The organism is Pseudomonas sp. B10(2017) (assembly GCF_002113295.1).
In the GTDB taxonomy this organism is placed as follows: Bacteria; Pseudomonadota; Gammaproteobacteria; order Pseudomonadales; family Pseudomonadaceae; genus Aquipseudomonas; species Aquipseudomonas pudica.
Map to the genome: position 1 here is coordinate 72,542 of NZ_NEJU01000015.1, position 18,710 is coordinate 91,251.

Sequence of the window (18,710 nt, forward strand, 5' to 3'; positions counted from 1 at the left end):
CGGAAAGCCGAGCAGCATGCTCGGCCTTACCGTTCCTTACGCGGCCTCTACCTGCACAGGTACGCCATTGAGGGCGGCATTACCGGAAACCTGGTCACGCAGGCGCTCATCGGTTAGGTCGTTGGCGCTCACGCCAGGCTGCGCCTTGGCGATCTGCATGTGCACGCCCTGCCGAGAATGACCGAAGCCATGGGGCAGGCTGACCACGCCCGGCATCATGTCCGCGCAGGCCTGCACCTCGACTTCAAGCTCCCCCGTACGCGAGCGGATACGAACCCTCTGGCCATCCTGCAGCTGCCTGTGCTGCAGGTCCTGCGGGTGCATCAACAACTGATGTCGCGGCTTTCCTTTCACCAGCCGATGAAAATTGTGCATCCACGAATTGTTGCTTCGCACATGGCGACGGCCGATCAGCAGCAGTTCGCCCGGTGCCGGAGGGACTTGTTGCGCCAGCCGCCCCAGGTCGTCCAGCAGCACCTGGGGCGCCGCTTCGACAGCCTTGCTGGCAGTCGCCAGGCGCGCAGCGAGGTTGGTGCGCAATGGCCCCAGGTCCAGGCCATGCGGGTGCTTGTCCAACGCTGCAAGCGACAACTGCCAGGGCGTCGCTTCACCATAGCGTCCCTTGCGCAGGGCCAGGTCGATCATCTGCGCTGGCGCCCAGGTCGGTTTCAACTCCAGCTCGGCGCGTTTGGCGAACGCCTGTGCGAGCCCGACGAAAATCTCCCAGTCATGCAATGCCCCTTCGGGCTTGGCCAGGATCGCCCGGTTGAAGCGGGTCACGTTGCGCACGGCCAGCAAGTTGAACGTGCTGTCGTAATGGTCGTTTTCCAGGGCCGAGGTGGAGGGCAGGATCAGGTCGGCATGTCGGGTGGTTTCGTTGATGTACAGGTCGATGCTGAGCATGAACTCCAGCCCCTCCAGCGCCACATCCAGCTGGCGGCCGTTGGGCGTGGACAGTACGGGGTTGCCAGCCACTGTCACGAGCGCACGCACCTGCCCTTCGCCGGGTGTCAGCATTTCCTCGGCCAAGGCCGCCACGGGCAGTTCGCCGCCGTATTCGGGCAAGCCCGACACCCGGCTCTGCCAGGCATTGAAATGGCCACCCGAGGTGGTCGCCACCAAGTCGACGGCAGGCTCGGTGCACAACGCGCCGCCTTCACGGTCAAGGTTGCCGGTCACCAGGTTGATCAGTTGCACCAGCCAGTGGCAAAGGGTGCCGTAGGCCTGGGTCGAAACCCCCATGCGGCCATAGCACACCGCCTTGTCGGCCGCGGCGAAGTCCCGTGCCAGCTGGCGGATGTCTGTAGCGGCAATGCCACAGTGCGCGCTCATGGCCTCCGCGCTGAACGGCGCGATCGCTTCGCGCACCTGCTGCAGCCCGATGACAGGCAAGTGCGAGCCGCGCGCCAGGCCTTCAGCAAACAGGGTGTTGAGCAAGCCACACAACAAGGCCGCATCCCCTCCAGGGCGAATGAACAAGTGACTGTCGGCCATAGCCGCCGTTTCGCTGCGCCGCGGGTCCACCACCACAAGGCGCCCACCCCTTGCCTGCAGGGCTTTGAGGCGTTTTTCCACATCCGGCACGGTCATGATGCTGCCGTTGGAGGCCAGCGGGTTGCCACCAAGGATCAGCATGAAACCGGTCTGGTCGATATCCGGAATCGGCAGGAGCAGGCCATGGCCGTACATGAGATGGCTGACCAGGTGTTGCGGCAACTGGTCCACCGAGGTGGCAGAGAAGCGGTTGCGGGTTTTCAGCAGGCCCAGGAAGTAGTTGCTGTGGGTCATCAGGCCGTAGTTGTGCACGCTCGGGTTACCTTGGTACACCGCCACCGCATTGCGCCCGTGGGTTTGCTGGATCGCCCACAGCCTGTCGGCGGCCAGGGCAAAGGCCTCGTCCCAACCGATTGCCTGCCAATGCTCGCCCACCCGCTTGTGCGGCTGGCGCAGGCGGTCGGGGTCGTTCTGGATGTCCTGCAGGGCCACGGCCTTTGGGCAGACATGGCCGCGGCTGAACGGGTCCTGGGGGTCGCCCTTGATCGAACTGATCAGCGCCCGCCCGTCGTCGTCATGGCTGACTTCGATATTCAGCCCACAGATCGCTTCGCACAGGTGACAGGCACGGTGATGCAGGGTCTTGGTCATGGCCGCCTCTGCCTTGTTGTTATGGAGGATGTGTAGAGGGTTGTCGAACATCGACTATGCACCCAGCCCCTGCCGCCGGCCAGCGCGCTTCGCGGCGTGAATCCACCGACATCAGGCACACGATTTGCGACAGCCATTTGCCAAATTGGCGGCAAGCCGTGTACAACCCTCTGTAGCAAATAAAAAACAGCACTGTCCGTCGGGCAAAGACACCCTTTGCAACACCCTTTGGTACTGGGCAGCTGTTTCCCCTCTTGGCTTCAGGCGACATTTACTTATAGTATTGCGCCTTTCCCTATTTCGTCCGCCCCCGTGCGGCTTACGCCGCAGGTCACTCCCGTTGTCAAAAAAAACCATACGGTCGACCTGCATACCGTTGCAGATAAGGTAGTCAATCATGAGCGCTAGGCACTTTCTCTCCCTGCTGGACTTCACCACCGACGAATTGCTCGGGGTGATCCGCCGCGGCATCGAGCTGAAGGACCTGCGCAAGCGAGGCGTGCTCTTCGAGCCGCTGAAAAACCGCGTGCTGGGCATGATCTTCGAGAAGTCCTCCACCCGTACCCGCGTGTCGTTCGAGGCCGGCATGATCCAGCTCGGCGGCCAAGCCATCTTCCTGTCCCCGCGCGACACCCAGCTGGGCCGTGGCGAGCCGATCGGCGACAGCGCCATCGTGCTGTCGAGCATGCTCGATGTGGTGATGATCCGTACCCACGCCCACAGCACCCTGACCGAATTCGCCGCCAACTCGCGTGTGCCGGTGATCAACGCGCTGTCCGACGAGTCGCACCCGTGCCAATTGCTGGCCGACATGCAAACCTTCCTCGAACACCGCGGCTCGATCCAGGGCAAGACCGTGGCCTGGATCGGCGATGGCTTCAACATGTGCAACTCGTACATCGAGGCAGCCAGGCAGTTCGACTTCCAGCTGCGCATCGCCTGCCCGGAAGGCTACGAGCCGGACCCACGCTTCATGGCCATCGGTGGTGACCACGTGCAGATCGTGCGTGACCCGAAGGAAGCCGTGCGCGGCGCCCATCTGGTGACCACGGATGTCTGGACTTCCATGGGCCAGGAAGAGGAAACTGCACGGCGCCTGGCGCATTTCGCGCCTTACCAGGTCACCCGCGAACTGCTCGACCTGGCGGCACCCGACGCCCTGTTCATGCACTGCCTGCCAGCCCACCGTGGTGAGGAAATCAGCCATGACCTGCTCGACGACCCACGTTCGGTCGCCTGGGACCAGGCTGAAAACCGCCTGCATGCACAGAAGGCCCTTCTCGAATTCCTTGTAGAACCGGCTTACCACCACGCATGAGTCAACCCCTACTGCTCAACCTGCGCAACCTCGCCTGCGGCTATGGCGACCAGCGCATCGTCCAGAACCTCAACCTGCACCTGAACGCAGGCGACATTGGTTGCCTGCTGGGTTCATCCGGTTGCGGCAAAACCACCACCCTGCGCGCCATCGCCGGTTTCGAACCCGTGCACGACGGCGAGATACAGCTGGCTGGCGAGGTCATTTCCCGGGCTGGCTTCACCCTGGCCCCGGAAAAACGCCGCATCGGCATGGTGTTCCAGGACTACGCGCTGTTCCCGCACCTGACCGTGGCGCAGAACGTTGCCTTCGGTATTGCCAAGCACCCGCGCCAGGCCGAGGTCATCGAAGAGATGCTCGAACTGGTCAAGCTGGGCGGCCTGGGCGGGCGCTACCCGCATGAACTGTCCGGCGGCCAGCAGCAACGGGTCGCCCTGGCCCGTGCGCTGGCACCGGAGCCGCAACTGCTGCTGCTTGACGAGCCATTCTCCAACCTCGACGTGGAGCTGCGCCGACGCCTGAGCCATGAGGTTCGCGACATTCTCAAGAGCCGCGGCACCAGCGCCATCCTGGTGACCCATGACCAGGAAGAGGCCTTTGCCGTCAGCGACCAGGTCGGCGTGTTCAAGGAAGGCCGCCTGGAGCAGTGGGACACGCCTTACAACCTTTATCACGAGCCGCAGACGCCGTTCGTGGCCAGCTTCATTGGCCAGGGGTATTTCATCCGTGGGCAGATGATCAGCCACGAGGCCGTCAATACCGAACTGGGTGAACTGCGCGGCAACCGTGCCTACATCATGGCGCCGGGCAGTTCGGTAGATGTGCTGCTGCGCCCTGACGATATCGTCCACGCGCCGGGCAGTGCACTGCAGGCGAACATCGTCGGCAAGAGCTTCCTGGGTGCATCGACCTTGTACCGCCTGCAGTTGCCGACCGGCAGCCAGTTGGAGGCGATTTTCCCTAGCCATGACGACCATCAGGTCGGTGAGGATGTGGGGATTGCGGTAAAGGCCGATCACCTGGTGCTGTTCCCGGTGCCGGGCAGCGTGGCAGCGCAGTTGCCGCGGCAGGAAAACGGCGTGCGCCGGTACAGTTCGGCGACCTGATTCGAAACCCTGGGGCCGCTTTGCGGCCCTTTCGCGACACAAGGCCGCTCCCACAGGTACAGCGCACCATTCACGGGCGGCGTTGTACCTGTGGGAGCGGCCTTGTGTCGCGAAAGGGCTGCAAAGCAGCCCCGAAAATTCTCAGCCCCGCCCGATCCCGGCAAACTTGCCTTGGGTATGCTCGGCCAATACCGCTGCCGCCAACTCTACCTCCAGCCCACGCCGCCCGGCGCTGACATGGATGGTTGCAAAGTTCTGCGCCGAATCATCGATGAATGTACGCAGGCGCTTCTTCTGCCCCAGCGGGCTGATCCCGCCCACCAGGTACCCCGTGGCCCGCTGCGCAACCACCGGGTCGGCCATCTCGCACTTTTTCACCCCGGCAGCATGGGCCAGGGCCTTGAGGTCGAGTGTACCCACCACAGGTACCACCGCCACCAGCAACTCCCCCTTCTCACTGCTCGCCAGCAAGGTCTTGAACACCTGCTGCGGGTCGAGACCGAGCTTTTCCGCCGCCTCCAGGCCATATGACGCCGACTTGGGGTCATGTTCGTAACTGTGCACACGATGCTCGGCACGGTGTTTTTTCAACAGGTCTAGGGCGGGGGTCATGCGGGGGCTCCGGTCGGGACAGCTCGGCGGCTACTTTAGGACAATTCCCACACCACAGCCAGCGCACCGCAGTCGCGCGCGTCTAGTACGCGGATCCGCGCCTGAAATCAGCATCCACATCGTGACCAACCGTTCACTTTCGACCTTTGACATCAGCGTTTCTTGTCTATATTTTTTCGTTTCTGAATAAATGGTGCACTTTTAAGGTGCATTTCCTACATCTGCCTGGAGTCAACGGGGATAGACTCCGGGCGTTGCTGTCGAGCGCCACGCGCCTCACAACAAAAAAAACGAGGTCCTACATGACGACTGCTCTACGCCAACCCACGCTGTCCAGCCAATGCCTGGCCGAGTTCCTCGGCACTGCCCTGCTGATCTTCTTCGGTACCGGCTGCGTCGCAGCGCTCAAGGTCGCGGGCGCCAGCTTCGGCCTGTGGGAAATCAGTATCATCTGGGGCGTGGGCGTCAGCATGGCGATCTATCTCACCGCCGGTATTTCCGGCGCGCACCTGAACCCTGCGGTGAGCATCGCCCTCACCCTGTTCGCCGGTTTCGACAAGCGCAAGCTGCCCTTCTACATGCTGGCCCAGGTATGCGGCGCATTCTGTGGTGCAGCGTTGGTCTACACCCTGTACAGCAACCTTTTCTTCGATTTCGAACAGGCCCATGCCATGTTGCGCGGTAGCGAAGCCAGCCTGGAACTGGCCTCGGTGTTCTCCACCTATCCGCACCCTTCGCTATCCACCGGCCAGGCGTTCCTGGTCGAAGTGATCATCACTGCCATCCTCATGGCAGTGATCATGGCCCTGACCGACGACAACAACGGCCTGCCGCGCGGTGCCATGGCCCCACTGCTGATCGGCCTGCTGATCGCCGTGATCGGTAGCGCCATGGGCCCGTTGACCGGCTTTGCCATGAACCCGGCCCGTGATTTCGGGCCAAAACTCATGACCTTCCTGGCCGGTTGGGGCGAAATCGCCTTCACTGGCGGTCGGGACATGCCTTATTTCCTGGTTCCGGTGTTCGCACCGATCCTTGGCGCCTGCCTGGGTGCTGCGACCTATCGCGGCCTGATCGCCCGCAACCTGCCAATGGCAGCCGCCGTGAACCCTGAGACAAATGACAATCGCCAGGGCGATACTCAAGTCAACTGACGCCGGCATCACGCCCAGCCCTGACCCCCTATTTCCGCAAGGCCTACGACCATGACAGACACCCAGGATAAGAACTACATCATCGCCCTGGACCAGGGCACCACCAGTTCGCGGGCCATCATTTTCGATCGCGACGCCAATGTGGTGGGTACCTCCCAGCGCGAATTCGCCCAGCACTACCCGCAAGCGGGCTGGGTCGAACACGACCCGATGGAAATTTTCGCCACGCAGAGCGCGACCATGGTCGAGGCCCTGGCCCAGGCAGGCATCAGCCACGCCCAGGTCGCCGCACTGGGTATCACAAACCAGCGTGAAACCACCGTTGTATGGGACAAGGAAACCGGCCGCCCGGTGTACAACGCCATCGTCTGGCAGTGCCGCCGCAGCACCGAGATCTGCGCCCAGCTCAAGCGCGACGGGCATGAAGACTACATTCGCGAGACCACCGGCCTGGTCACAGACCCGTACTTCTCTGGCACCAAGCTGAAATGGATCCTCGACAATGTCGAGGGTGCCCGCGAACGCGCCGAACGCGGCGAGTTGCTGTTCGGCACCATCGATACCTGGCTGATCTGGAAGTTCTCTGGCGGCAAGGTGCATGTCACCGATTACACCAACGCCTCGCGCACGCTGATGTTCAACATTCACAGCCTGCAGTGGGACGACAAGCTCCTGGAAATCCTCGGCATCCCACGGCAGATGCTGCCCGAGGTACGCCCTTCCTCCGAGATCTACGGCCACACCAAGAGCGGCATCGCCATTGCCGGTATCGCCGGTGACCAGCAGTCGGCGCTGTTCGGCCAGATGTGCGTTGAGCCGGGCCAGGCCAAGAACACCTATGGCACCGGCTGCTTCCTGCTGATGAACACCGGCGACAAGGCGGTCAAGTCGTCCCATGGCCTGCTCACCACCATCGCCTGCGGCCCGCGAGGCGAAGTGGCCTACGCGCTGGAGGGCGCGGTGTTCAATGGTGGTTCCACCGTACAGTGGCTGCGCGACGAACTGAAGATCGTCAACGACGCACTCGATACCGAATACTTTGCCAGCAAGGTCAAGGACAGCAACGGGGTATACCTGGTGCCTGCCTTCACCGGCCTGGGTGCCCCGTACTGGGACCCATATGCCCGTGGTGCACTGTTCGGCCTGACCCGTGGCGTGAAGGTGGACCACATCATCCGCGCCGCACTGGAATCGATCGCCTACCAGACCCGCGACGTGCTCGACGCCATGCAGCAGGATTGCGGCCAGCGCCTGTCCGAGTTGCGCGTGGACGGCGGTGCGGTGGCCAACAACTTCCTCATGCAGTTCCAGGCCGACATCCTCGGCACCTGCGTGGAGCGGCCGAAGATGCGCGAAACCACCGCGCTGGGTGCAGCATACCTGGCAGGCCTGGCCTGTGGTTTCTGGAGCGGCCTGGACGAGCTGCGCGACAAGGCGATCATCGAGCGCGAATTCAGCCCGCAGCTGGATGAAGCGCAGAAAGAGAAGCTGTATGCCGGCTGGAAGAAGGCAGTCGACCGTACCCGTGACTGGGAAGATCACGAGGCCTGATCCCCGGCGCGATAGCTTGTCCAAATTCTGTGGGTGCAGCGTTGATCTCGAGGTTGTCGCTGTACCTGTGGGAGCGGCCTTGTGTCGCGAAAGGGCCGCAACGCGGCCCCAGGATTGATGCGCAATAGTTGAAATTGCTGGGGCTGCTTTGCAGCCCTTTCGCGACACAAGGCCGCTCCCACAGGGGACCGCGTGAAACAGCAGGCCCGATAGTCTACTGGTCGTAGTCCGCGTCCTACGGCATCATTGCAGCATTTGTCCGGCAGCCCCAAAGGACCGCCCATGAATCTGCCCCCTCGCCAACAACAAATCCTCGAACTGGTGCGCGAACGCGGTTACGTCAGTATCGAAGAAATGGCGCAGCTGTTCGTCGTAACACCGCAAACCATCCGCCGTGATATCAACCAGCTGGCCGAGCTCAATCTGCTACGCCGCTACCACGGGGGCGCAGCCTACGACTCGAGTATCGAGAACACCGCCTACGCCATGCGCGCCGACCAGATGCGTGACGAAAAACAACGCATCGCCGAAGCGGTTGCCCGGCAGATTCCCGACCATGCCTCGCTGTTCATCAACATCGGTACCACCACCGAATCCATCGCCCGGGCGCTGCTCAACCACAACCACCTGAAAGTCATCACCAACAACCTGCACGTGGCCGCAATCCTTGCTGCCAAGGACGATTTCGAAGTGCTGGTGGCAGGTGGCACGGTGCGCCGTGATGGCGGCGTTGTCGGTCAGGCCAGTGTCGACTTCATCAACCAGTTCAAGGTCGACTTCGCCCTGGTGGGCATCAGCGGCATCGACGAAGATGGCAGCCTGCTCGATTTCGACTATCAGGAAGTGCGGGTGTCCCAGGCGATCATCGCCAATGCCCGTCAAGTGATCCTTGCCGCCGACTCCAGCAAGTTCGGGCGCAACGCCATGGTGCGCATGGGCTCGATCAGCCTGGTCGACTGCTTGGTGACCGACCAGGCGCCAACCCCCGCACTCACCCAGCTGCTGAACCAGTACAAGATCCGGCTTGAGGTGGTTTGAGGGCTGACAGGCGCATGCCGCAAGGCTTGTCGCGCCTGTGAGATCGAGCGTCGTCCGCGCAGCGCTCGATCCCACAGACGCCACAACTTTCAAACCGATCATCCAGAATTTTCGTAAATGTTCATTTCATTGTCATCTGATCAGTTTTTTCTATAAAGACTGACTGGCGACCGGCTTTCTGTTGCGCTAGTATTTTCGAAAACGAACATCAATGTTCATATTCGATGTGAACAGCCCCAGGAGGCCTTGCCCGTGTCCCAGCCCGTTTCGTCCCAGCCACCAGTCGCCGACTGCTATGACCTCGCCGTGATCGGCGGCGGCATCAATGGCGTGGGCATTGCTGCCGACGCCGCCGGGCGTGGCCTCAAGGTATTTCTCTGCGAAAAGGACGACCTTGCCCAGCACACCTCTTCGGCCAGCAGCAAACTGATCCATGGCGGCCTGCGCTACCTGGAGCACTACGAGTTCCGCCTGGTACGTGAAGCGCTGGCCGAGCGTGAAGTGCTGCTGGCCAAAGCCCCCCACATCGTCAAGCCGATGCGCTTCGTGCTGCCGCACCGCCCGCACCTGCGCCCGGCCTGGATGATTCGCGCCGGCCTGTTCCTCTACGATCACCTCGGCAAGCGCAAGCGCCTGGGTGCTTCGCGCAGCCTGCGCTTCGGCCCGGGTTACCCGCTCAAGCCTGCAATCAGCCGTGGCTTCGAATATGCCGACTGCGCGGTGGACGATGCCCGCCTGGTAGTGCTGAATGCGATGGCAGCACGTGAAAAAGGTGCCCATATCCATACCCGCACCCGTTGCCTGCGCGCGGAGCGTGTGGATGGCCTGTGGCAGGTCGAGCTGCAGCATGCTGACGGCCGCCTGCAGACCATTCGCGCCCGCGCTCTGGTCAATGCTGCCGGGCCATGGGTGGCCAGCTTCATCAAGGATGACCTCAAGCTCGATGCGCCCTATGGCATCCGCCTGATCCAGGGCAGCCATATCATCGTGCCGCGCATGTACGAAGGCGATCATGCCTACATCCTGCAGAACGAGGACCAGCGTATCGTCTTCTGCATCCCGTACCTGGAGCGCTTCACGCTGATCGGCACCACCGATCGCGAGTACAGCGGCGACCCCGCCAAAGTCGCGATCACCGAGCAGGAAACCGATTATCTGCTCAAGGTGGTCAATGCCCATTTCAACCACCAGATCAGCCGCAGCGACATCGTGCACACCTATTCCGGCGTGCGCCCGCTGTGCAACGACGAATCGGACAACCCGTCCGCGGTCACCCGCGACTACACCCTGGCGCTGTCTGCCACTGAAGGGCAAGCGCCGTTGCTCTCGGTTTTCGGTGGCAAGCTGACTACCTACCGCAAACTGGCCGAGTCGGCCATGGCCGAGCTCAAGCCGCACTTCCCGCAGATGCGCGGCAGCTGGACCGCTGGCGCGCCGCTACCAGGTGGTGAGTACATGACCACGGTGCAGGCTCTGGTCGATGCGGTGCTGGCGCGCTGTGGCTGGTTGCCTGTCGATATCGCGAAGCGCTGGGTGCTGACCTATGGCAGCCGTGTATGGCAGTTGCTGGAGGGCGTTCAAGGGCCGGAAGACCTGGGCCAGGCAATTGGCGGTGGGTTGTTTGGCCGGGAGGTGGACTACCTTGCACACAACGAATGGGCATGCAGCGCTGAAGACATTCTCTGGCGCCGCACCAAGCTGGGCTTGTTCACCAGCACGGGCGAGCAACAGGCGCTTGCAGACTATCTGCAACGAGAGCAACAGGCGCGCACGCAAGCGGCGTGACCCATGGCCTGCTTGCACGTACTGGAACGCCACAATCAGTCTTTGACGTTGGCGAAGTCTTCAAATGTATCGTGCCCGGCGGGCGTGGTCGATCGAGCGATTATCGCAAACACAGCCTTGCGTGCTTGGGATGAGCATTAATCAATGCTCATCCAGCGCCCCTTGGCTCGTCCGGCCAGTCGCCAGCGGGCCCGGATGGCACAGTCGGTCGGTGCAGCAGTAACTACCACCACCCCACGTTCCCGGCAGTGATGCTCTGGTGTCTTTCAGACCCGGAGATATCTCGTGCCCCCCACCGAATACAACCCGTCGTACTCCGTCGACACCCTGATCGCCCGGCAACTACCTGGCTGGTTGACCAGCGCCGATGCGACGCACCTGGAAGCCTACGGCAGGGCCTTGCTTGCACAGCAACAGGCCGCGGACAGGCTTGGCCATCTGCTCGAAAGAATCCCTCGCCTCGAAGACTTCGCCAGGCCCCTGCTCGAACGCGCCCTGCGTGAGCAGGGGCTGGGGCATGTCGACCCGCAACTTGGGCACGTCGTCGTCAGCGAAGAGTTTCAACTGCCTTCGGCGGCGGAGCATTTCTATACGCCGACGGTTACCCATAGAACGCGACAAACGCTGTTGGCCGCTGCCCTGCATAATTTCGAAGCACACGAAGCTGAACCGTGGCTGTTGCGCAAAGCGCACCTGGAGAACGAGAAAGGCGAAAAGCTGGCCATGACCTTCGAGCACTTCGTTCGCCTGTGCCGCTCACTGGACCTGGGCGGCAAGTATCAGACGCTGCTCAGGACGGTGCTCGAGCCCAAGGCTGGCCGTGGCCAGTCGGGCGATCAAGCGCGCACGACAATAAAGCACCTTTTTGAAAGCGGCGTACGTACGCGCATGCAGGCAGCGGTTTACGAGGCCCGGTTCAAGGGGCAGCTGGACGAGCGGGATCTGCTTCGGCTGCGGCCGATGCTCGAAGCCCCTGCCCTTGCACCCTATGGCAAGGGCACGCTGACAGCTCGCCAACTTTATCTGCTCGGCAAGTGCGTGACGGGGGTCATCACACTTGAGTGGCGCCCTGCTCCGGCTGAAGACATCGACGAAATCATCGTCTGGATACCCGATGCCGCCGGGCAAAGCCTGCGCTTTTACGACAGTTGGGACAGCGTTTACAACGACCTGGCCACTCGCCTCAAGCAGTGGTCATTCCGCCAGTTTTTCCGGCGTTTCATCACGGCACGGGACACAAGCGAGTTCGCCAGGGAACTTGCACAACGGCTCGCAGCGTCGCCTGGAGCAATGAAACTGCAGCTCGACGGGCGAAACCTGCCCGTCAAGGGGAATGTGTTCGCACATGTACGGGGGCTACTGCTCGGGCGAATGTTCGATGATGCAGCCTACCTTGCTGTTCCAACGGACCTTGAAGATCGCCTGAGCAGGCACCGGCGCTTGCAGGACATGCTGAGCGCCGGGTTGGACCTGCTGGGGCTGGCAGCTTTGGTCGTACCGGTGCTCGGTGACCTGCTACTGGTCGTCAGCGCGGCGCAATTGCTCGATGAAGTCTATGAAGGCTATCAGGACTGGCAGCTAGGTAACCGCCAAGGAGCGCTGGAGCATTTGTTCAACATAGCCCAGGGCATAGCGACCACAGGCCTGACTGCAGGGGCTCTGCACACGCTGAGACGAACACCTTTTGTCGACAGTCTTGCGCCAATGGTGTTGCCTGCCGGTGGCATCAGGCTGGCCAGAAACTCCCGTTACCTGCCTGCCGAGGAAGATGTCTCGGTATTATTGGAAAGCCTGCAAGGGGAGCACTTTGCCGATACTTTGTCAGATCATGGCCGGATACTTCTACAGGCCACAGGCCTCAACGTGGACCAGTTGCGCCGACTTTGCCTGGAGAACGCTGCACCACCCGCGCGGCTGCTCGATCTCCACGACCGGATCAAGCTGCACCAGCAGGATCCGACCCTGAAAGGACACGCCTTCGAGCAGCAACTTCAGGCGTGGCAAACACCGCAATCTGCCGACCAGGCCAGGCTGATCGGGGTTTTCCGGGGTTTGTCACCTAGGGGCGCCCAGGAAATCATCGACCATAGTAGTACCGCCCAGATAGAACAGTTGCGAGTTTCCGGACGGATGCCACTGAGCATGGCGCAACATGCGCGGTGGTATGAAAGCGCCAGCCGTATTGATCGGGCTTGCCTTGGCTTGCGTCTGCAAAAGTTGGCCAACACAGATAGCGACCTATTGGCGCTGCGCCTCATCGAACGGGACGCCCCATGGCCAGACTCCGTGCGAATAGAGTTACGCCAAGGCGCCCAGGATGGATTACTGATATTTGCCAGCCAGAGCGAGACCGCGCAGAACGTACGAACCATTGTCAAAAACACGCAAGGCTACGCCCTGGCAGGCGAAGACAGCCAGGGGAAGCCCTTGCTGGCAGCGGTCCTGGGGTGCCTGGACGACGAGCAGAAAACCCGCCTGGGAAACCGCAACCTGCAGCTCAAGCAATTACGTGACGTACTGGCCATGGCGGCCGAACAGGATCGCAACTCTACGGCTAGCCTGCTCGGCATTTCCGGCATCCGCGCAAATATCAGGCCGCCCCGGCGTTTCGCCGACGGCAGGCTGGCCTATGCACTCAGCGGCGGAGGTGAAAGCAGCCAGAGCGCTATTCGCCAAGGGATCCATCAAATATTCCCCACACTCTCCGAACTGCAACTGGACGCTTATCTGGAAGCGGTGCGCCAGCGCGGGGAGAGCTTGTGGGACCATTACCAGGCGCTGCAACGCCAGCTTGCCGACCTGCGCGAAGCACTACAGATCTGGCAGGCCGATTGGCAATCGCCAATCGACGCCATTCGCAGACGCCGCATAGCCGATACCCTTCGCCGCAGTTGGCGGCGCAAACTGGTGGACGGCAACGACCAGTATGAACTGACCATCGATGGCGAGCACATCAATGCGTTGCCAGGCCTGCCGGAGGGTGTGGAATACCGACATGTGCGCCGGCTGACCTTGCGCAACATGCGCTTGCAACAGATCGACGCGCGGTTCCTCAGGCTGTTCCCCAACGTCGTGGACCTGGACCTCAGCGGCAACCGGCTGACTTTGGTCCCCGAGGGCATCGAGGCTCTCGGCCAGCTACGGCGCTTGAACCTGAGCAACAACCTGATTGCGCTGGATGCCGCAGGCAACAGCCGCCTGGCTCAACTGCAACGGCTGAACACGCTGATACTCAACAACAACCCGCTCAACGGCATGCCCGACCTCTCGGCCTTGCCACATGTGCGGGACCTGCACCTGCGAGCAACGGGTCAGGCGGACATTGGCCTGGTCCACCAGAACGTGGCGCTACGCGCCCATATCGACTTGCGCGACAACAGAATCAGCGAACTGCAACGCGAGATGCGCGGCTTGCGCCTGCGCCTGCAACGGCTGAATCTGCACGACAACCCTTTGAGCGAAGACAGCATCGAGTATCTGGACCAGGCACAAGGAGCCAGCGAAGCAGGTGCCCGAGGCAGCGCGTCGTATGTCCACGAGCCGATCGGTGAGGAGACCCGCGCGAACTGGGTAGCATCCAGAAACGTGCTGCTACGTGCAGAACGTGAGGCAGCCTGGGACCGCCTGAGCGAGGAGCCGGGTTCGGGAGGCCTGTTCAGATTTTTGGCTGACTTCGCCCAGAGCGAGGACTTCGAGGCCCATCCCCGGCATTATCGACGCCGCATCTGGCATATCCTCGAAGCCTGCGAAAACAACGAAGCGTTACGCGAGCAGTTATTTCGCGAGGCCGACGGGCCGCGTACCTGCGAGGATCGCCTGTTGCTGCTGCTCAACCAGATGGAGGTGGGTGTGCTGGCCTTTCAGGGCATCGAAGGCGTGCCGGTTGCAATGAGAGAGAGCCGCCTGCTGTATCTGGGAGGCCAGTTGCACCGCCTGGACCTGCTTGACGATATTGCCAACCGCCACGTCCAGGCCCTGCGCGAAGCAGGGCGCGGAGTGGATGAAATCGAAGTTCGGCTTTTCTATCGCCTGCAGCTGACAGGGGCACTTGACTTGCCAGCACCACCGGATGAAATGCACTTCGCTTCATTCGCCCACGTTACAACGCGGGATCTGAACGCGGCAGAAATAGAAGTGCTGCAAACCTACAGTACCCTGTCGATGCTGGACGCGCTGGCAAGCCGCCCTTACTGGCAGAACTACTTGCGAGAAACCTATGCTGACCGCTTCGAGGCGATAGCACGGCCTTATCACGAGCGAATGGAAGCGCTCGAGGCACAAGCCATGGCCGGCCAGGAAGCAGGCTATGAAGACCGCGCCCGGAACCTGATGCGCGAACTTGCCGCCGAGGAATCAACGCTGATACGCACCCTCACTACCGAGGCTTGGGCGCGCTGGAACCAGTCGCCGCTAGAGCGGCTGATGCCCCACTGAAATGGCGGACAGCGCTGCGATCAGGCCTCTCGTGACGGCGGCCTGATCGCCCCAGTGCTTGGTAGCCGGGGAATTGCAAATTCGTTCGGATTTCCGAACAGAAAACAGCAATTCATTCGGAATGGCGGATGAAACGTACCGTCACAAGATGCGCAATAAAGTTTGATTCCCAATGAATCCGCGGCGTTATGATCAATGTCAGGGCTTGGCACGACTCATGCTCTACACTTGGTAGCCGAATGCAATCGTTTATTTCTGTATTCGTTGAACGAAGAGTCCGCCAACGGCTCCATAAAAAAAACAAACACGTCGAGGAAAATTTGATGCGCATCGTTCGTCAATTGCTGGGCGCCGCCATCGCGGCCGCTGTGATCGCTTCGCCGGCCATGGCCGAGGAACTGACCGGCACCCTGAAGAAGATCAAGGATTCGGGCACCATCACCCTGGGCCACCGCGACTCCTCCATCCCGTTTTCCTACCTGGCCGGCAAGCCCGAGCCCGTAGGCTACTCGCATGACATCCAGCTGGCTGTCGTCGACGCCCTGAAGAAGCAGCTGGGCACGGACATCAAGGTCCGCTACAACCTCGTCACCTCCCAGACCCGCATCCCGCTGGTGCAGAACGGCACCGTGGACCTCGAGTGCGGCTCCACCACCAACAACGTCGAGCGCCAGCAGCAGGTCGGCTTCTCGGTCGGCATCTTCGAAGTCGGTACCCGCCTGCTGACCAAGGTCAAGGACGGTCAGCCGGCATACAAGGACTTCCCGGACCTGGCCGGCAAGAACGTGGTGACCACCGCCGGTACCACCTCCGAGCGCATCCTCAAGGCGATGAATGCCGACAAGCAGATGAAGATGAACGTGATCTCCGCCAAGGACCACGGTGAAGCCTTCAACATGCTCGAAAGCGGCCGCGCCGTGGCCTTCATGATGGACGACGCCCTGCTCGCCGGCGAAATGGCCAAGGCTCGCAAGCCGTCGGACTGGGTCATCACCGGTACCCCGCAGTCGTACGAAATCTATGGCTGCATGGTGCGCAAGGATGACGCGGCCTTCAAGAAAGCGGTCGATGACGCCATCGTTGGTTACTTCAAGTCGGGCGAAGTCAACAAGAGCTATGACAAGTGGTTCCAGCAGCCAATCCCGCCAAAGGGCCTGAACCTGCAGTTCCCGATGAGCGACGAGCTGAAGAAACTGATCGCCGAGCCGACCGACAAGGCTGCGGACGAGAAGAAGTCCTGACTCTCAGATAGTGGCCTGGTGCTCAACAGCACCAATCAATACTGCAGGCCACTCATTAGTGTCTAACCTTTCATCCGAGGGCGCCAAGCGCCCTCGGATGCTCGAAGGTGCCCGTGAAACGATCGTCTGAGGGGAAATCCCGATGAATTACAACTGGGACTGGGGCGTGTTCTTCAAGTCCACCGGCGTGGGCAGCGAAACCTATCTGGACTGGTACATCACCGGCCTGGGATGGACCATCGCCATCGCCATCTCCGCCTGGATCATCGCCTTGCTGCTGGGCTCGGTCCTCGGTGTCATGCGTACCGTGCCGAACCGTGTGGTAGCAGGTATCGCCACTGCCTACGTGGAGCTGTTCCGCAACGTACCGCTGCTGGTGCAGCTGTTCATCTGGTACTTCCTGGTGCCGGACCTGCTGCCAGAAGGCCTGCAGGAATGGTTCAAGCAGGACCTCAACCCGACCACTTCGGCGCTGATCAGCGTGGTCATCTGCCTGGGCCTGTTCACCGCCGCCCGCGTGTGCGAACAGGTACGTACCGGCATCCAGGCGCTGCCCCGGGGCCAGGAAGCCGCCGCCCGCGCCATGGGCTTCAGCCTGCCGCAGATCTACACCAACGTGCTGCTGCCGCAAGCCTACCGGATCATCATTCCGCCGCTCACCTCGGAATTCCTGAACGTGTTCAAGAACTCGTCGGTGGCGTCGCTGATCGGCCTGATGGAGCTGCTGGCACAAACCAAGCAGACCGCCGAATTCTCGGCCAACCTGTTCGAGGCCTTCACCCTGGCCACGCTGATCTACTTCACCCTGAACATGGGCCTGATGCTGCTGATGCGCATGGTCGAGAAGAAAGTCTCGGTGCCCGGCCTGATTTCCGTAGGGGGCAAATAAATGGACATGGATTTCAGCGAAATCATCCCGGCCCTGCCTGCCCTGTGGGAAGGCATGGTCATGACCTTGCAGTTGATGGTCATGGGCGTGGTCGGCGGCATTGTGCTGGGTACCATCCTGGCCCTGATGCGCCTGTCGTCGAGCAAGCTGCTGTCGAACTTGGCCGGCGCCTATGTCAACTACTTCCGCTCGATCCCGCTGCTGCTGGTCATCACCTGGTTCTACCTGGCGGTACCGTTCGTGCTGCGCTGGATCACTGGTGAAGACACCCCGGTGGGTGCCTTCACCTCCTGCGTGGTGGCATTCATGATGTTCGAGGCCGCGTACTTCTGCGAAATCGTCCGCGCCGGCGTGCAGTCGATCTCCAAGGGCCAGATGGGCGCCGCCCAGGCGCTGGGCATGACCTACGGCCAGACCATGCGCCTGATCATCCTGCCCCAGGCTTTCCGCAAGATGACCCCGCTGCTGCTGCAGCAGAGCATCATCCTGTTCCAGGACACCTCGCTGGTATACACCGTGGGCCTGGTGGACTTCCTCAACTCGGCACGCTCCAACGGTGACATCATCGGGCGCTCCCATGAGTTCCTGATTTTCGCCGGTGTCGTGTACTTCCTCATCAGCTTCTCCGCTTCGTGGCTGGTCAAGCGCCTGCAAAAAAGGATCACCGTATGATTTCCATCAAGAACGTCAACAAGTGGTACGGGGACTTCCAGGTACTGACCGACTGCAGCACCGAGGTCAAGAAGGGTGAAGTGGTGGTGGTATGCGGCCCGTCGGGTTCGGGCAAGTCCACCCTGATCAAGTGCGTCAACGCCCTGGAGCCGTTCCAGAAAGGTGACATCGTGGTCGATGGCACCTCGATCGCCGACCCCAAGACCAACCTGCCCAAGCTGCGTTCGCGCGTTGGCATGGTGTTCCAGCACTTCGAGCTGTTCCCGCACCTGTCCATCACCGAGAACCTGACCATTGCCCAGCGCAAGGTGCTTGGCCGCAGCGAAGCGGAAGCGACCAAGAAGGGCCTGGCCCTGCTCGACCGTGTCGGCCTCGGTGCCCACGCCAAGAAGCACCCGGGCCAGCTGTCCGGCGGCCAGCAGCAGCGCGTGGCCATCGCCCGCGCCCTGTCGATGGACCCGATCGTCATGCTGTTCGACGAACCGACCTCGGCACTGGACCCGGAGATGGTCAACGAAGTACTGGACGTGATGGTCGAGCTGGCCCACGAAGGCATGACCATGATGTGCGTGACCCATGAAATGGGCTTCGCCCGCAAGGTGGCCAACCGCGTGATCTTCATGGACAAGGGCAACATCATCGAGGATTGCCAGAAAGAAGACTTCTTCGGCAACCCGAGCGCCCGCCACGAGCGTACCCAGCACTTCCTCAGCAAGATCCTGCAACACTGATTTTGCCTCACTGAAGCGGTCGGCGCCGCTGTCC

The 18,710-nt window shown here is 61.6% G+C and carries 13 protein-coding genes; 11 read left to right on the forward strand and 2 right to left on the reverse strand.

Annotation, left to right across the window (positions count from 1 at the left end; translation table 11 throughout):
- Nucleotides 1–36: 36 nt before the first annotated feature.
- A complete protein-coding gene (locus tag CAF92_RS18300) occupies nucleotides 37–2,145 on the reverse strand; it encodes a molybdopterin oxidoreductase family protein (protein ID WP_085601560.1) in 2,109 nt (702 codons plus the stop codon).
- A gap of 397 nt (nucleotides 2,146–2,542) precedes the next feature.
- Here CAF92_RS18300 and argF point away from each other — a divergent pair, with 397 nt between their 5' ends.
- Nucleotides 2,543–3,463, forward strand: a complete 921-nt coding sequence (argF, locus tag CAF92_RS18305) for an ornithine carbamoyltransferase (protein WP_013973960.1) — start codon at nucleotides 2,543–2,545, stop codon at nucleotides 3,461–3,463.
- Nucleotides 3,460–4,569, forward strand: coding sequence for an ABC transporter ATP-binding protein (locus tag CAF92_RS18310; RefSeq protein ID WP_085601561.1), 1,110 nt, complete (start codon nucleotides 3,460–3,462; stop codon nucleotides 4,567–4,569). Before argF ends, CAF92_RS18310 begins: the two co-directional genes overlap by 4 nt.
- A 141-nt stretch (nucleotides 4,570–4,710) precedes the next feature.
- On the opposite strand, the gene ybaK is transcribed toward CAF92_RS18310, so the two are convergent.
- The gene (ybaK, locus tag CAF92_RS18315; RefSeq protein WP_085601562.1) at nucleotides 4,711–5,181 is read right to left on the reverse strand and encodes a Cys-tRNA(Pro) deacylase; all 471 of its coding nucleotides are present in this window, start codon (nucleotides 5,179–5,181) and stop codon (nucleotides 4,711–4,713) included.
- A 302-nt stretch (nucleotides 5,182–5,483) separates the two neighbouring features.
- Between ybaK and CAF92_RS18320 the strand changes: the two genes are divergently transcribed.
- From CAF92_RS18320 to CAF92_RS18360, 9 genes are all read left to right on the forward strand, one after another.
- Complete coding sequence (locus CAF92_RS18320; RefSeq protein ID WP_015271568.1) at nucleotides 5,484–6,335, forward strand: MIP/aquaporin family protein; 852 nt, start codon at nucleotides 5,484–5,486, stop codon at nucleotides 6,333–6,335.
- A gap of 51 nt (nucleotides 6,336–6,386) precedes the next feature.
- On the forward strand, nucleotides 6,387–7,886 hold the full coding sequence (gene glpK, locus CAF92_RS18325) for a glycerol kinase GlpK (protein WP_046614759.1): 1,500 nt from the start codon (nucleotides 6,387–6,389) through the stop codon (nucleotides 7,884–7,886).
- 282 nt (nucleotides 7,887–8,168) lie between these two features.
- Complete coding sequence (gene glpR, locus CAF92_RS18330; RefSeq protein ID WP_046614760.1) at nucleotides 8,169–8,924, forward strand: DNA-binding transcriptional repressor GlpR; 756 nt, start codon at nucleotides 8,169–8,171, stop codon at nucleotides 8,922–8,924.
- 252 nt (nucleotides 8,925–9,176) lie between these two features.
- The gene (gene glpD / locus CAF92_RS18335) at nucleotides 9,177–10,709 is read left to right on the forward strand and encodes a glycerol-3-phosphate dehydrogenase (RefSeq protein ID WP_085601563.1); all 1,533 of its coding nucleotides are present in this window, start codon (nucleotides 9,177–9,179) and stop codon (nucleotides 10,707–10,709) included.
- A gap of 285 nt (nucleotides 10,710–10,994) precedes the next feature.
- Complete coding sequence (locus CAF92_RS18340; RefSeq protein ID WP_085601564.1) at nucleotides 10,995–15,143, forward strand: NEL-type E3 ubiquitin ligase domain-containing protein; 4,149 nt, start codon at nucleotides 10,995–10,997, stop codon at nucleotides 15,141–15,143.
- A 323-nt stretch (nucleotides 15,144–15,466) separates the two neighbouring features.
- On the forward strand, nucleotides 15,467–16,384 hold the full coding sequence (locus CAF92_RS18345; RefSeq protein ID WP_025340398.1) for a glutamate/aspartate ABC transporter substrate-binding protein: 918 nt from the start codon (nucleotides 15,467–15,469) through the stop codon (nucleotides 16,382–16,384).
- Nucleotides 16,385–16,526: 142 nt separating this feature from the next.
- Entirely contained in the window at nucleotides 16,527–17,273 is a 747-nt protein-coding gene (locus CAF92_RS18350; RefSeq protein WP_046614762.1) for an amino acid ABC transporter permease, read from the forward strand.
- Nucleotides 17,274–17,945, forward strand: coding sequence for an amino acid ABC transporter permease (locus CAF92_RS18355; RefSeq protein ID WP_043206507.1), 672 nt, complete (start codon nucleotides 17,274–17,276; stop codon nucleotides 17,943–17,945).
- Nucleotides 17,942–18,676, forward strand: a complete 735-nt coding sequence (locus CAF92_RS18360) for an amino acid ABC transporter ATP-binding protein (RefSeq protein WP_003258023.1) — start codon at nucleotides 17,942–17,944, stop codon at nucleotides 18,674–18,676. The genes CAF92_RS18355 and CAF92_RS18360 overlap by 4 nt, the downstream gene beginning before the upstream one ends.
- The last annotated feature ends 34 nt before the right edge of the window (nucleotides 18,677–18,710 follow it).